We start from the raw sequence: 14984 nt of genomic DNA on the forward strand, positions 1-14984 counted from the left end.
TCAGAGGCGCGCGCCATGGCGCCGAGTGAGCGATTGTGCGGGAGAGGCCGGCCATGGAGGAACCCCTTAGGAGCAGCGGAAGGGAGCGTCGACGAGCGACGGAGGTACGTGGGCCACCGTGAAGCTTTGTCGGCGTTGATCTTGTTGACGAACCTAACTCGACCGACTGCCCGGATCAACGAAAGTTGCCTGTTCCCAGCGTTTTCATAGCAGACCCACGGCGTTCGAGCATGCTCGCTTCCCGACAGGTGCCCGTCATCCGGTTGCCCGGTTCATCGCGGAGCGAGAGACCAATGACGGAGTGCTGTCGCACTGCGGCCCCGGTGGCGCTTCTCGCGACATGCCGACCGCATCACAGCTGGGGAGAGTCGCGGCGTTGATGCTCGCTGCCGTTTTCGTTGCGCAACCTGGCCGCCAACTCGGCACGGCCGGTGGCATCGACGCGGACCGAAGCGCGGTAGAGGTGACCCTCGACGGTGCGCACCGAGACCGAGAGACGTCGTGCAATCTCTCTGTTGCTCAGACCTTTTGCAGCCATCGCGATCACTTCGCGTTGGCGGTGGGTCAAACCACGGTCGCGACCGATCTCCGCCAGCGCGGGGGTGTGGACCCGGCCGCATTCGCGTGCCCACTCCCGTGCCTGCGCGGCGCACGCGCGGGCCTCCCGGGCGCGTTCGGCGTCGGTGTGCACGATGCACGCCTGGGCGGCCGCGTCGGCGGCGGACAGCAGGTCGCCCATGGCCTCATAGCGTGTGGCCACCGATTCCAGCGCGGTTGCGTCGTTCGCGCTCAACGCCTGCGCGTGAGCCGCGGCAGCGGACGCCCGCGGCCCGTCGATCATCGTCGCCAAGATGCGCAAACGTTGTGTTGTGCCAGCGTCGCCGAACCGCGTCGCAGTCTGCAGGCACATGACCTCCTGAGCAAGTTGACTTCTGGCAGAGGCCAACTCGGCCGCAGATCGCGCCTGCTGGATCGCCCCGCTGGACCAACCCTGCGACGCCCGCACCCATGCCCTGGCCAGCAATCTCGCTGGGGTGTGGTACTCGAATACCGAATGATGATGACGCTCCAGCTGTTCGAGCAGCGAGACAGCAGTCGCATCGTGGCCGGCTATCGCATAGGCCGTCACGAGGTCGATGTGATAGCGGTACGTCCACCCGAGCGAGTCGAAGGGTCGCCGCTCTCCGCCGATGGCTTCGAAGCGGCGAATGGCAGCCTCGGCGCGGCCAGTGGCCAGCTCGTTGCACCCGGCCATCGACTGAGTCCATATGTGCGCCAGCGGGCCTTCGCTGTAGCCGCGCAGACTCTCCACCGCTGTCACAGCGTCGCCGAACCGCCCGGCGAGCCGTTGTCCCCACGCGTAGATCTCGATGAAGGTGGCCAGCGGGGTCACCGCCTCACTTGACGTCTCGGCCAACCGTCGCGCCTCCTCGTAGAGGACAGGCAACTCGTCATTGCGTCCTGTGTCCGCCAAGGCGCCCGCCTTGGCGATCAGCGCCAGGATCCTCGCGATGTCGGGAAGCGCCGGTGACGCGAGGGCGTCGTCGGCGGCCTCGACCGCTTCGGCCAGATCTGCACGGCATGCGTACATCGAGGCGCTCAGCGCTGCGAACGAGGCCCGGGCTGTGGGGCCGGAATGAACCTGCTCCGCGTGCTGCATCACGGAGCGTGCGTCCTCGGGACGTCCCCCGGTGTGAAGCGTCCACGCCCGCAAGAAGTCGGCCTGAAACCGAACATCGTCCGGGACTTCCGCGCTGGTCGCGACAGCCCCCAGAAGAATTTGGGCGTCCTCGATCTCACCGACGGTCATCAAACACGTGGCGTAGCCCAACTCCGCGACCCAGCCGCCTCCGTGAGCCACGGCGGCGTGCGACAAGCGCAGCGCCAAGCCGGGATCGGACAACCACACCGCGATCTGCGCCGCGCGCATCAGCAGCGCCACGTCGGGCGCCAGGTCGGAGTCGAGCGCGAGCACCGCGCGTCGCAGCAGTGCCCGCTGGTCCACCTCACCCAGTTCGGCGAGACTCACCGCAAGCCTTCCCCGCAGTCGTCGCAGGCGCATCACCCCTGCGGTGGCCTTGCGGATCTCGCCGTAGAGGGGGTGAGCCAGCCGCACCACGGGGTCGCGAGCTTCGACGTCGATGGTGACCAGCCGACGCTGCTCAGCGCGCTCGAGTGCGCCGGTGTCGACCAGCCGTCCCAACGTCGAGAGGCTGAGCGGCTCGCCCAGGGCGAGCAGGTCGACAACCTCGGCGAGCTCCTGCGGCAGGCTCCCCATGCGGCCTTCGACGAGCTCCGCCAACGACGAGGACGCCACGAAATCATCATCCCAGAGCCACATGCCGTTCACGGACGTGATGCGGCCGGCGGCGATCTCGCTGTCCACGACGTGCCGCAGATACAACACGTTGCCCTTGGTCAGTCGCCACAATCGGTCCACGGATGCCGGATCGGCCCGCCCTCCGAGGTTTTGGCCGAGCAGAGAAGCGTAATCGGCGCGCGTGAGCGGTCCCACCTGCAACCGCTGCAGCGAGCCGCCCGTCCACAGCGCGGTGACAGCCTGAGCAGTCTCGCCGTCACGCACCGTGAGCAGCACCCTCGCAACGCCGCGCAGCACGAGTTGTTGGACGGCGAACATCGACAGGTCGTCGAGCAGATGCGCGTCGTCGACGGCGACGATCACGCCGTCCCCGTTGCCATCCTGTCCGATGGCGTGCAGAACCTCGGCGACCAAGCCGGCGGGATTCTCAGACCGCGCCGGAACCCATGGTGAGAATGCGCCCAGCGGAATGGCTTTGGCGGCGTCAGTGGCGGCAATCCACACCGACGGCAACGCCGTTCGGCTCAACGCCTCGGCGGCCAGCCGCGTCTTCCCGACACCTGCTTCACCGGTGATCAGCAGCCCGGGGCTGGTCGCGGACGGGTCCAACGCAGCCGCAATCGTCGCGAGTTCACGGGATCGTCCCGTCAGCGGCCACGTGCCGGACATATGGCCACACTATGGGCGCGCCGCGCGCGGATCAGCGCAACGCCGAACTATCCGGGTGCCGATTGGGGTAGTGACTACGCTAGTGCGCCGCCCACCAGCGTTTCACGATGAGCCCTACCGCTGAAGTGGACATCGTCGAGCCGAACGGGACGGCTGCATGAGCGCTGCCGAAAAAGTTTCGATGATCACGGCCGTGCTGACGGTCGGCGTGCTGACGACCGCCGCGATCACGCCCGAGCCCCGGCTTGCAGGGTCAGCGGTGAGTCCCGTGCTCGTCGCCCGGTCGATCCCGGTTTCGCATGCGACCCCGGCGACCGTCAGGGACATTGCGACGCCCAACACGCTCTATGGCCAGCTCGATCCGCCTGTCGCGCAACCAGGGCCCGATGTGCAGCGATCGTCGCACATCTGGTCCGACGACCTCGAGACGGCGCGGGTGCCCGGGTTTCGCCCGCAGCCGGGGCTGAGGCGCGTGTCACGTGCTCGGGCCGCGCGCGCGCCGCACGTCCGTGACGACACTCCTGTGGTGTCGCGTACGCGGGGTCGCGGGCCGATGTCTCGAGCGGAACTGGCCCCGATGCCGCCGTCCCTGGTCGGACCGTCAGATGGACTGGGCGGGTTGCTCGGGGCTTCGATCGCCTTCTTCATCAGCGATGGTGACGAACCAGGGGAGAACGGCGGTCTTCTGATCGGCAACGGAGCTGCGGGTGCACCCGGTCAGAAGGGCGGCAACGGAGGACTTCTGTTCGGTAACGGGGGCCGGGGCGGCGACGGGGTGGGAACTCTCGACGGTGGGGCGGGCGGCCGCGCGGGACTGATCGGCAACGGTGGCGACGGAGGCGATGGCGCGTTGGTCGTCGACGTTGCCGGCGCCACGGGAACAGCGGGTGGTGCCGGCGGCGCCGGCGGATTGATCAGTGGTGACGGCGGTGTCGGCGGGCGCGGTGGCGGCGCGACCGCGATCGTCGGTCTCGCGACGGGTGGCGAAGGGGGTCGCGGCGGTGGCGGTGGGCTTTTCAACGGTGTCTCCGGTGCGGGCGGTCGCGGTGGTGACGCGTCGAGCGGAGGGGACGCGCTCGGTGGCGCTGGGGGCGCCGGCGGCAGCGCACTGGGTATTGGCGTCGGCGGCCGGGGCGGTGATGGCGGCAAGGCTCAGGCATTCAGGGAAGCGCTCGGCGGTGCGGGAGGCAACGCCGGGAAGGCAGGTGTGATCGGAGACGGCGGTGCCGGCGGTAGTGGCGGCACAGCGACGGGTCAAGAGCAGACCCTCGGCGGCAACGGTGGGGCCGGCGGCAGATCCGGGATAGTGGGGGATGGCGGCGCCGGTGGAGCGGCCGGAGCAGCCACCAGCACAGGGAGTCGAGCGTTTGCCGGTATCGGTGGAACCGGCGGCAGCGCAGGGCTTCTCGGCGACGGCGGTGCGGGCGGGGCGGGCGGGGAGGCGTCAGGCGCCGCGTCCGCAGGCGGTGGGGCCGGAGGGGCCGCCGGCGATGGCGGAGCCCTGACCGGCGACGGGGGTCGTGGCGGCGACGGTGGTACGGGCAGCAGCGGCGCCGGTGCGACCACCGACACGTACGGAGGCAACGGAGGTCGTGGTGGCAACGGTGGGCGGTCGGGACGGGGTGGCAGCGGCGGTGACGGCGGAGATGCCGTCACAACGTATTTCGGTGCGGACGGTGGCCGCGGCGGTGACGGTGGACGTGGATCCACCGCCGGCGCGGGCGGGAGCGGCGGCGGTGGATCCAGTGTCGTCGGTGACGCCTCTGGAGGTGCCGGGGGCTCTGGCGGCACCGGGCCGCGCGGGGGCCGAGGGGGTGACGGCGGGCCCGGAAACAGCGTCGCGGGAACGGGTGCCGGCGGCAACGGCGGCAACGGGGGTACGCGCGGTGGCCAAGGCGGTGCAGGCGGATCGGGCAGCTCGACCAGCGGGACCGATGGCAGCGACGCGTGACGTCTGCCCTCGATCCGGTAGGCGCCTCTGGGGCATTATGTGGACTGATCTACGGGAGCGCCGAGGTGCCGGCCTTGTCGAACGAAAAAACGGGCAATTGATTGCCGAACTTCACGGCGATCACGAACGTACGATCGCGGTACCAGGGCGTGGCGCCCGCCGCGCAATGCACCGGGAGAATGGGCATGGCAGTCGCCGAGCAGCCGTCTGAGGGCGGGGGACAACCCAATCATCGATTCCATCGGGACGCGCGAGAAGCCGCGTGCCGCCTGATCGACACCTCGCATCGCCTCCAGCGCGCCGGTCGAGCCCTGGCAGGACTTGCCCCCTCGCGCGAATCGCATCTGATCACCGTTTTGCGCGCCCAGGATCGAGTCGACGGCATCGCGAAGCTGATCAGCGCGGCTGCCAAGGATCTCCGGTTGGCCGGTGTCGACAAAGACGCCAAGATCGTCGAGGTCGGCGGCGAGATGGTCAGCCTGCAGGAGGTTGCGCGACGGCTCCGCGGGATCCGGCATCAGCTGGACAACGAGGCGATGCGCACCCGCTCCGGTGATCAGCCGGGCCAGCCGCCGCGGGATCCCAACGACCCCAATCAGCCTCCGACGACGTGGGACGAGGACGTCAAGAAGGGTGTCGGTTACGCCGCCGAATCGGGCAGTCGGATCGGCGGGTGGATCGCGATCGTCTACCTCGTCGGTGGTTGGCTCGCTGACCTGTTCAATGGGATCGCCGATGACAATGCGCGCGCGACTGTAGCGAACGCATCTCCGGACCAGATTCGACAGATCCCCAATGATGAGCTGGTCAATCTGATCAACGCGATGATCGACGGTTTCTGCGGCGACGATGATGAGCGAGCGATCCTGCGGATCCTGGATGCGATCGACTGCCAGAGGATGAGCGACGTCGTCTCCCGCGTCGGGTTGAACAATCTGCTGAGCGCAATCGACGGTGAAGAGTGGGACCGTCTGGTGAACGTATTGACGAACTGCGGCCTCATCGGCGTCGAGAAGTTGGATGACGACGCATCTCGGCTGTTCGTGCAGAACCGGTCCAACGCGCAGCTCGGTCAGCTGCCGATCGCGGTGGTCTGGCGGCTGATCCTGAACATGTTCGCGGGCTCCTGCGGCGATGACGACGAAGACTCGATCCTTCGACTGCTCAGATGCCAATCCGGCGCACGTATTCATCAGCTGATCGCCATGCCGGGAACAAGCGTCGGTGCCTTCGACTACAACTTCGACGGCGACCAGTGGGACGATCTCGAGTCGCTGTTCGCGATCTACGGCATCGACCTCGACACCTAGAACATCACCAGAATGTGCCGAGGTGGTCGTCACCAAAGTCGTTGTCGGACAGGAGCCAAGAAGGCACGTGAGTGCCGGACAGATTCTCAAAAGACCTGAGAGTATCGGATACCCGTATGCCTATGCTGCGGACGCACGGGCTGGCGGTGGCAGCGCTTCACTTTGGGTGAACGACCTCACGGACGGTCATGGGGGGTCGCTTTTAGTGCCCCGACCATGACAGCTCCAAGTACCTCAAAGGTGGAAGCCCGGCGGAGGGCGCGCGAGGCGACCAGGCGCGCCAACGAGGCCCGCGCGGCTCGGGAGAAGGCGAACATCGAGAACGCGGCGAACTACATGGTGGCCAAGGCCCGGCTGGCCGAGATCGACGTCTGGGAGACCGAGCGGTTGGCGGCGGTGACCGAAGGGGTGCGCGCCGAGGCCACCAAGAGGCGTGCCGGCACTCGGGCCGAGGCCGGCGCGGCAATCAGGCTGTTGCAGGAAAATGGTGAAACGCTGGCTACGGTCGCTGAACTGACCGGCGACGGCATCGGCGAAGTCAGGGCCATGCTGCGGCACGCACCGAAGATCGAGAAGCGCACGGCGAGAAACGGTACGCATTCACTAGACGGCGATGGCAGCTGATCCAGCAGTGAGTCCCAGCGACGGGGCCGCTGGCGTTCCTGATGCGCGGACGTAGCCGTCGTCGCCTCGTAGCCGTTATGGTTCGGCTAGTGGTGCCACCTCGACTCGGGGTGGCCGCGCTGATTGTCGGTGTTCGGCTTTAGGGTTTGCCGACATGAGAAGGGCGGGACAGCTGATCGTTGATCGGCGTCGGCATGCGCGGAAATCGCGTGCTTCGATTGTCACGTCGTCTGCGGCCCAACCTCTTCGGACTGCGACATCTGGACAGGGCGATCGGCACCGATGGCTCCGGTCTAGCCTCACGCGCGACGGCGGGGGTTCCTGTGTGCGTCCGCATTGCTACGCGTTGGCGACGCGGCGGAAGCGTGGCAGCGGGGGTGCCGGGTTTGCATGAGTGCGACAACCCGGCGTGCGTGAAGATCGCGGCGGAGATAGGCGTTCAACAACACGTCGTTTCTGGCGCCCAGGGCGACAACATGGAGCGGATGGCGCGGATGCGTCGCGGCGTGGCCGCCAACGGGCGCAAGCGGGGTCGGCCCCGGAAGGTCGACGACGCTGCCGCCGCCAAGGCGCGCAGCTTGAGAGGCAAGGGCATCGCCTCCGCCGACATCGCCAAGATGATGGGCGTGTCTCGGGCCACGGTCTATCGCTACTTTGCGAAACCCACTCCGGCGACCATAGCGTCGGGCACTCAAGTCGCCGGATGCAACTGTGACCATCGCTCAAGTCGTGGTTGCGCCGTCACGGCATGTGCCAGCTCCCGCCAGCTTGCCAAGCAGCTCTATGATGCGCAGCGGGTGGTGGATGTCAGGAATGAGCGGACGCCTGGGACGGGCATGATGTCCGAGGCCGGAGTGGATGCCGTGAAGCCAGAATCGACACGGGAAGTCGAAACTGTCCTCGCGATAGACGGAGCGGGCGTACATGGGAGCTCGAAAGAGGAAACGTGCGCTGCTTCTGGCAGCCGCGGCGATGTGCGGTGCGCTGTTAGCGGCCATCGCCATAATTACGCGTGGTTTCGGGCTCATCGACTCGGGATCCGTAGACCCGCGCGAGCGTGCGGCCCAGCAGCGGTGTGAACGTGACGTCGTAGCGCGGCTGGTGGCGCCGTCGACAGCGAAACTCACCGACGTCACAGTGACGAGCGCGCAACTGGACCCGGAAGTAATGGACTTGTTCTCGTTGTTTAGCGGCGGGCCCCTCGACGGCGTCGACCACTCCCGCATCAGTGTGCAGAGTGTAGAGGGCGTTGTCGTGGCGCCGAACGAAGTGGGCGGCACGCTGCATGACCCTTTCACGTGCCGTGCGTATTTTGTCGACGGCGATCTGGTCGACACCCTCGTCGTGTTCGACCACGACCATTAACCTCGCTATGGACTATCGCGGTACGTACCCAAAACACTCTCGGTTCCGGTCGTGTAGACCCGACGCGCAAAGATAGCGAGTCAAGTCCAGGGACGTGGTGTACGACGTCGTGGTGTGATGCTTGGAGTTGATGGTTCAGGCGGTCGGTGCACGTCGGTGCGACGCCGGATCTCGACCAGATCTGGCGCCAGATCTGCTTGGGAAACGCGGTGAACGCCAGCAGATCCGCACGGGCGGCTTCGAGGTGGTCGGCGACCTTGGGGAGCTTGTCAGCCAGCGCGTCGATGATCCGATCGTATTGCGCGGCAATCGATTCCTTGTCGGGCTGATTGAACACCGAATGCAACAGGGTCTTGTACACGGCCACGACGCCTTCGGATGATCGCCATCGAATTGGTTGTGTAGTGGGTGCGGCAGTGCTGCCAGGCCGCGCCGGGCAGGGTGGCGCCGATCGCGGCCACCAGACCGGCGTGGGCGTCGGAGGTGACCAGTCGTACCCCGGAGATCTCGCGGGCGGTCAGCGAGCGCCAGAAGGTGAGCCAGCCCGCTCCGTCTTCGGCGGTGCTGACGTCGATGCCGAGATCTCCCGGAAGCCCTCCGCGTTGACTCCGACCGCGATCAGGGCGTGCACGTTGACCACCCGCCCGGCTTCACGGACCTTGAGCACCAGCGCGTCGGCAGCAACGAACGTGTAGGGGCCGGCTTCGTCTAGGCCGCAACAAATTCGCCGCGCCCACGCGGACGGCAACTGTGCCCGTGGCCGACATCACCGCACGGCGGGCGTGTTGCACGCAATCTTCATCGAATCTTTGTCGAACCAGCACTGCAGGCTTATCGATCACCGGAAGGGTGACTGATCGAGATGACTAGCCTGACGGATGCGGGATGGGGATGGCGAGGACAGCGCAGGTCGCAGGACATCTGAGCCGCTCCGGTAACACTGAACGAGAGACGCTATGACGAAGTCGACGATTCTCGACGTACACGGATTGAACTGGGCAAGTTCGACGGCGGTAGTGGAGGGCACTCTGCTTAGACGTCCGGGCGTGACGTCGGTCGAAGCCAATGCGGTAAATCAAACGGCGACAGTCGTTTACGACCCCGCGACCACCTCGGTCGCTGACCTGGCCGGGTGGATACGTGACTGCGGCTTCCACTGCGCGGGGCGGTCGGTGCCAGATCACGTCTGCGATCCGATGTCCGAGCCCCATCACGACCCAGCGGCCACCCTGCACGAGCAGCCAACGTCGGTTTTGTCGCCGACAGCCGGGGAGGTGCATGCGCATGATGCCGCGCCGGCACGAACTCCGCAAGAAGCGATGGGTCACGGCGGCGGACACGCCGGCATGTCGATGGATCACATGGTCCGCGATATGCGCAACCGATTCCTAGTAGCGCTCGCGTTGTCGATCCCGATCATGCTGTGGTCGCCGATGGGCCGCGACATGTTCGGGTTCACCGTGCCTGCGCCGTTCGGGCTCCGCGATGACGTGTTCACCCTGTTGCTGAGCCTGCCGGTCGTCTTCTACTCAGCGTGGATCTTCTTCGACGGTGCCTGGCGAGCGCTACGGGCCCGCACCTTGGACATGATGGTGCTCGTTGCCGTGGCGGTCGGCGCAGGCTGGCTCTACAGCCTCGGGGTGACGCTGACCGGCGGCGGTGAGGTGTTCTATGAGGCCGCCTCGGTGCTGACGGCGTTCGTCCTGTTGGGCCACTGGTTCGAGATGCGAGCTCGCGGTGGCGCGAACGATGCAATTCGCACCCTGCTCGAGCTGGCGCCCCCGATGGCAGTTGTGCTGCGCGACGGTGAGCCGGTGGAAACTCCCACCGCCGAGGTGGCAGTGGGTGACCTCCTGCTCATCCGCCCAGGTGCCAAGATTCCCGTCGACGGCAAGGTGGCCGAGGGAACGTCAGACGTCGACGAGTCGATGGTCACCGGGGAAAGCCTGCCGGTGTCAAAGGCGCCGGACTCGAGGGTGATTGGCGCCTCGATCAACACCACCGGCACGTTGCGGGTCGTGGCAACGAAGGTCGGCTCCGACACGGTGCTGGCACAGATCGTCGCGATGGTTCAGGAAGCGCAGAACTCCAAAGCCCCCGGGCAGCGGTTCGCCGACCGGGCAGCGTTCTGGCTGGTTCTGGTGGCGCTGATCGGCGGCACTGCCACCTTCCTGGTGTGGTGGGCGGTCGGCGCCGGTGTCCAGACCGCGTTGCTGTTCGCCATCACCGTCGTGGTGATCACCTGCCCCGATGCGTTGGGACTCGCGACTCCGACCGCGATCATGGTGGGCACCGGGTTGGGCGCCAAGCGGGGAGTGTTGTTCAAGAATGCGACCGCGCTGGAGACGTCGGCGCGCATCGATACCGTCGTCATGGACAAGACCGGCACGTTGACCAAGGGCGAGCCTGAAGTGACCGACGTCGTCGTCGACGGCATTCCAGAGGATCAAGTACTCGCCATGGTGGCTGCGGTCGAAACTGAGTCCGAGCATCCGCTGGCGGGGGCGATCGTGCGTTACGCGGCCGCGCACGGGATCGCTTCGGCGTCACTGACTGGTTTCCGTAACGTGCCCGGTCACGGAGCTGTCGCGACGGTAGATGGGCGCCGCGTTGCCGTCGGCAATCGCAAGCTGATGGTCGAGGAGGACGTCGAGTTCGGCGTGTTGATGCAACGCCGCGACGAACTCGCCGCCAGCGGACGCACGGCAGTCTTGGTGGGCGTCGACGGCCTGGGAGTCGGTGTCATCGCCTTGGCGGACGCTGTGCGCGAGACGTCTGCCGAAGCGGTGTCCGCGCTGCACGACCTCGGTGTCGAGGTGGTCATGCTCAGTGGCGACAATCAGGCCACTGCCGATCGCATCGCCGCGCAACTGGGAATCGACACGGTCATCGCCGAGGTGCTGCCAGGTGATAAGGCAGCCAAGATCGCTGAGCTGCAACGACAGGGCAAGAAGGTCGCCATGGTCGGCGACGGCGTCAACGACGCACCGGCGCTCGCCCAAGCTGATCTCGGCGTGGCGATCGGTGCAGGCACCGACGTCGCCATCGAAACCGCAGATCTGGTGTTGATGCGATCAGACCCGCTCGACGTCGCGATCGCGCTGCGGATCGGCCGGGGCACGCTACGAAAGATGCGGCAGAACCTTGGATGGGCGGTCGGCTACAACGTGATCGCATTGCCCATCGCGGCTGGGGTTTTCGTACCTTCGCTCGGCTTGGTGCTGCGGCCCGAGATCGCTGCCCTCTCGATGTCAGGTTCCAGCTTCATCGTGGCCGTCAATGCGTTGATGCTGAAGAGATTGAAGCTTCCCGTACCGGCGTCAGCGGAGGCGGGCGCCAAGTCGTAACGCTCCGCGTGCCGTCGCTGTTCTGTCCGGTGTTTGCAGGGGTTTGAGGGACTAGGCGGGTGCGGCCGCAATCTGAAGTGAGTCGATGGCGGCCTGCATCTTTCGCGTCACTTCGTCGGCGACGTCACGCAAAGCCGGCTCTCCGGTCACCTCGACCAGTATCTGCGGGTTCATCGCCTCGACGATGACGGAGGTGTCGTCTGCTCGGTCGGCTCGGACAACGACGTTGCAGGGCAGCAGCAGGCCGATTTGACGGTCCACATTCACTGCCCGGTGAGCCAAAGGTGGGTTGCAGGCGCCCAGAATGAGGTACTCCTCCATGTCCTCGCCCAGCTTCGCCTTGAGCGTCGCCTTCATATCGATCTCGGTCAGGACGCCAAAACCCTGCTCTGTCAGGGCGGCTCGGGTGCGAGCGACAGCGTCGGCGAACGACGTCTGCAGCGCTGTCGACAGTGAGATGGTCATTCCGGTCCTCTCGATGGTCCTGTGGGGCGAACACAGCCAAGGCTGCGCCGCGGACCTCCCGACGCCAAGGGCGGTTGCCGTTCTTTATCGAATCTTCATAGAACGACTAGTCGGGCCATACCGCCGGCGCGAATGCTCGAAGACAGGTCGGGATACCCGCGCGTCAACTGGGCGCGCTGCAGCCGCATCGACCGTGAAACCCGGGAAGGGACTTGTTGTGATGAAGAGGAAGACGCTGGCCGTCGGTGCGGCCACCTTGGCGGCGCTGGTAACCGTTGGTGCGTGTAGTAATACCAGCACTACGCAGGGAGCTTCGTCGTCGTCGTCGGTGTCGGCGCCTTCGTCGACATCGGCCGCCGAAGCCCACAATCAGGCTGATGCCATGTTCACCCAGCACATGATCCCGCATCACCAACAGGCCATCGAGATGAGCGACATGCTATTGGGTAAGCAGGGAATCGACCCGCGAGTGGTGGACCTGGCCAAGCAGATCAAGGCTGCTCAGGCTCCCGAGATCGAACAGATGCAGGCCTGGCTCACGCAGTGGGGCATGTCCACGATGCCGATGATGCCCGGGATGGACGACATGCCGGGTCACAGTGGGATGCCCAGCGCCAGTGCCGCGCCCAGCGAATCCGCTACGCCGACTCATTCGATGATGCCTGGAATGCCGGGCATGCCCGGCATGGGTGATATGCCGGGGATGGAGGGCATGATGTCGGAGGAGGACATGGCCGCCTTGCAAAACGCCCAGGGGGTGGAAGCCTCCAAGTTGTACCTGACGCAGATGGTCAAGCATCACGAGGGTGCAATTACCATGGCGCAGAAAGAGATCAAGGACGGCCAGTTCCCCGAGACGGTCGCGTTGGCGCGCTCGATCGTCACCAGCCAGCAGCAGGAAATCGACACCATGAACAAGATCCTGGCCTCGTTGTAGAAGTCAGGTCATGGCAGCGTTTCGCGCGAGTCATATTGCATGACAACGCTGTCGAGTTCCATTAGTCGTCACGGCGGTCCGTGCGTGCGGGTAGCTCGATGGTGAAGGTACTGCCCAGGCCTGGTCCGCGGCTGGCCGCAGTGATGCGGCCGCCTTGAGCTTCGGTGAGTGCTTTGGCGATGGCCAACCCGATCCCCGCGCCGCCGTGGCTTCGATCGCGGGCCACATCGGCGCGGTAGAAGCGTTCGAACACGTGCGGGAGGTGCTCGGCAGCGATGCCATCACCATTGTCGCGCACCGTGATGATCACTTCGCCGGGCTTTGCCGTCGCGTCGACCTCGACGCGGCCTCGCGCGGGAGTGTGGCGCAGAGCGTTGTCGAGAAGGTTCCCGATCACCTGTGCGAGGCGCAGAGGGTCTACCCACACCTCGGGCAGCGGGTTCGCGGCGTCGAAGGTCAGCGCGACGTCCTTCTCCGCGTATCGGTCGGCTGCGGCAGACACCGTGGTGACGATCGCGGCCTGGGGGTCGATCCACTGCGGTGTGACCGCGCCGGGACCTTCCTCGGCTTGAGCGAGCGCGGCGAAGTCATCGGAGAAGCGCACCAACCTGCTGGCTTGATCGTTGAGCACGGCAACCGTCTCGGGGTCAAGGGTTTTCACTCCGTCCTCGACGGCCTCGATGTAGGCCTTGAGTACCGAGACGGGTGTCCTAATCTCATGGGCGAGGTCACCGAAGAGCTGGCGCCGGGTGGTCTCGACCGATTCGAGCCGTTCGGACATCCGATTGAACGCGCGGGACAGGTTCGCGAAATCCTCCCCCAAGCGCAGCGGCGACACACGGATGTCATAGCGGCCGTCGGCGACTGCAGTGGCGGCCGATGCGACCTCGGCGATGGAGTGCTGCAGGCGACGGCTGAAATACCAGGTCACAACCAGCGCGGTCAATGCGGCTACGCCGATCGCCACCGCGACGGAGATTGCGGTGGCGTAACGGTAGGCCTCCTCGGCATGGAACTGTTCATTGGATGAGTGAGGAAGTCCGGCGCGGTTCAGGTGTTCCCGAAACAGCGGTGGACCGACGATGACGGCGACGACCCCGGTGGTTGCGCCGCCGGCGAGGAGCACCAAGGCTTGCGCCAGCAGGAGTCGCGCCCCGACTCCAGGACTGTGCCGCGACCTGGGTTGAATGCTCGTGTCTGTCCTCATTGGCCGCTTCCCATTCGGTATCCGACTCCGCGGACCGTGATCACATAGCGCGGGTCGGCGGGGTCATCCGACAATTTGCGGCGCAGATGTCCAATGTGGACGTCGACGAGATGTTCGTTGCCGCCCCAGGAGTCTCCCCAGACGGCCTCGAGGAGTTGGCGGCGGCTGAAGACCACGGCCGGCCGCGACGACAACGCCGCTAGAATGTCGAACTCAGTGCGGGTGAGCAGAACTGGTTCGTCGTCGATGAATACCTGTCGGCCCGCAACGTCGATGGACAACGGCCCGAAGGCCCGCGGCGGGGGTTCGTCGGCCGCGGCCGCAGCACTGGTCGGCGTTGCGACGGTGCGAGGCCGGCGCAACATTGCGCGGATCCGCGCGACCAGTTCGCGGGGACTGAAAGGTTTGGTGACATAGTCATCGGCACCGACCGACAGGCCCACGATGGTGTCCATTTCGGTATCGCGTGCGGTCAGCATTACCACGTAGGCATCGGAGAACGTGCGAAGTTGGCGGCATACCTCCACGCCGTCGATGCCCGGCAACGCGAGATCCAAGATGACCACGTCCGGGTCGATCTCACGGGCCTGGGCCAAGGCGTCGGCTCCGCTGTGGGCGAGGCTGACGTCAAACTGCTCGCGTCTGAGGTAGCTCGCCACGACTTCGGCCAGCGGTACCTCGTCGTCGACCACCAATGCTCGATATCCCGCCGAAGGGGTGGCCGCAGGCTTGTCCATGTCTTCATCGTGCCGCCCCGAAGGGATTCAGGAACCCGCGACCCAGGTCTTG

The 14984-nt window shown here is 66.1% G+C and carries 12 protein-coding genes and 1 pseudogene; 6 read left to right on the plus strand and 7 right to left on the minus strand.

What is annotated here, in order from left to right; all coding sequences use genetic code 11:
- Positions 1-352: 352 nt before the first annotated feature.
- The 3 genes from MCHUDSM44219_RS14840 to MCHUDSM44219_RS28935 form a co-directional block, all read right to left on the minus strand.
- Positions 353-2989: a helix-turn-helix transcriptional regulator gene (locus tag MCHUDSM44219_RS14840; protein ID WP_048419021.1), complete on the minus strand. Its 2637-nt coding sequence runs from the start codon at positions 2987-2989 to the stop codon at positions 353-355.
- Positions 2990-3590: 601 nt separating this feature from the next.
- Entirely contained in the window at positions 3591-4247 is a 657-nt protein-coding gene (locus MCHUDSM44219_RS30000; RefSeq protein WP_048419022.1) for a hypothetical protein, read from the minus strand.
- A 186-nt stretch (positions 4248-4433) separates the two neighbouring features.
- Positions 4434-4883: a hypothetical protein gene (locus tag MCHUDSM44219_RS28935; protein ID WP_157868768.1), complete on the minus strand. Its 450-nt coding sequence runs from the start codon at positions 4881-4883 to the stop codon at positions 4434-4436.
- Between the two features lie 242 nt (positions 4884-5125).
- Here MCHUDSM44219_RS28935 and MCHUDSM44219_RS14850 point away from each other — a divergent pair, with 242 nt between their 5' ends.
- The 4 genes from MCHUDSM44219_RS14850 (at position 5126) to MCHUDSM44219_RS14860 (ending at position 8239) form a co-directional block, all read left to right on the plus strand.
- The gene (locus MCHUDSM44219_RS14850) at positions 5126-6250 is read left to right on the plus strand and encodes a hypothetical protein (protein WP_131722317.1); all 1125 of its coding nucleotides are present in this window, start codon (positions 5126-5128) and stop codon (positions 6248-6250) included.
- Between the two features lie 240 nt (positions 6251-6490).
- Positions 6491-6874, plus strand: a complete 384-nt coding sequence (locus MCHUDSM44219_RS14855; RefSeq protein WP_236695466.1) for a hypothetical protein — start codon at positions 6491-6493, stop codon at positions 6872-6874.
- Between the two features lie 494 nt (positions 6875-7368).
- On the plus strand, positions 7369-7953 hold the full coding sequence (locus MCHUDSM44219_RS31050) for a helix-turn-helix domain-containing protein (protein WP_236695479.1): 585 nt from the start codon (positions 7369-7371) through the stop codon (positions 7951-7953).
- Positions 7847-8239, plus strand: a complete 393-nt coding sequence (locus MCHUDSM44219_RS14860) for a hypothetical protein (RefSeq protein ID WP_236695467.1) — start codon at positions 7847-7849, stop codon at positions 8237-8239. Before MCHUDSM44219_RS31050 ends, MCHUDSM44219_RS14860 begins: the two co-directional genes overlap by 107 nt.
- Here the strand turns inward: MCHUDSM44219_RS14860 and MCHUDSM44219_RS28945 are convergent.
- A pseudogene (locus MCHUDSM44219_RS28945) lies at positions 8169-8945 on the minus strand (transposase); the annotation flags it as partial. The gene MCHUDSM44219_RS14860 and the pseudogene MCHUDSM44219_RS28945 overlap by 71 nt on opposite strands.
- Before the next feature lie 250 nt (positions 8946-9195).
- Here MCHUDSM44219_RS28945 and MCHUDSM44219_RS14865 point away from each other — a divergent pair.
- Positions 9196-11586, plus strand: a complete 2391-nt coding sequence (locus MCHUDSM44219_RS14865) for a heavy metal translocating P-type ATPase (protein ID WP_048419026.1) — start codon at positions 9196-9198, stop codon at positions 11584-11586.
- A 51-nt stretch (positions 11587-11637) separates the two neighbouring features.
- Here MCHUDSM44219_RS14865 and MCHUDSM44219_RS14870 read toward each other — a convergent pair whose 3' ends face one another.
- Positions 11638-12051, minus strand: a complete 414-nt coding sequence (locus MCHUDSM44219_RS14870) for a DUF302 domain-containing protein (RefSeq protein ID WP_048419027.1) — start codon at positions 12049-12051, stop codon at positions 11638-11640.
- Positions 12052-12271: 220 nt separating this feature from the next.
- Between MCHUDSM44219_RS14870 and MCHUDSM44219_RS14875 the strand changes: the two genes are divergently transcribed.
- Positions 12272-12988 (plus strand): DUF305 domain-containing protein, encoded by a 717-nt coding sequence (locus tag MCHUDSM44219_RS14875; protein WP_048419028.1) that lies wholly within the window; start codon positions 12272-12274, stop codon positions 12986-12988.
- A 61-nt stretch (positions 12989-13049) separates the two neighbouring features.
- On the opposite strand, the gene MCHUDSM44219_RS14880 is transcribed toward MCHUDSM44219_RS14875, so the two are convergent.
- Positions 13050-14195, minus strand: a complete 1146-nt coding sequence (locus MCHUDSM44219_RS14880) for a sensor histidine kinase (protein WP_048419029.1) — start codon at positions 14193-14195, stop codon at positions 13050-13052.
- The gene (locus MCHUDSM44219_RS14885; RefSeq protein WP_048419030.1) at positions 14192-14932 is read right to left on the minus strand and encodes a response regulator; all 741 of its coding nucleotides are present in this window, start codon (positions 14930-14932) and stop codon (positions 14192-14194) included. Before MCHUDSM44219_RS14885 ends, MCHUDSM44219_RS14880 begins: the two co-directional genes overlap by 4 nt.
- Between the last annotated feature and the right edge of the window lie 52 nt (positions 14933-14984).

The sequence above is a fragment of the Mycolicibacterium chubuense genome (assembly GCF_001044255.1).
GTDB lineage: Bacteria > Actinomycetota > Actinomycetes > Mycobacteriales > Mycobacteriaceae > Mycobacterium > Mycobacterium chubuense.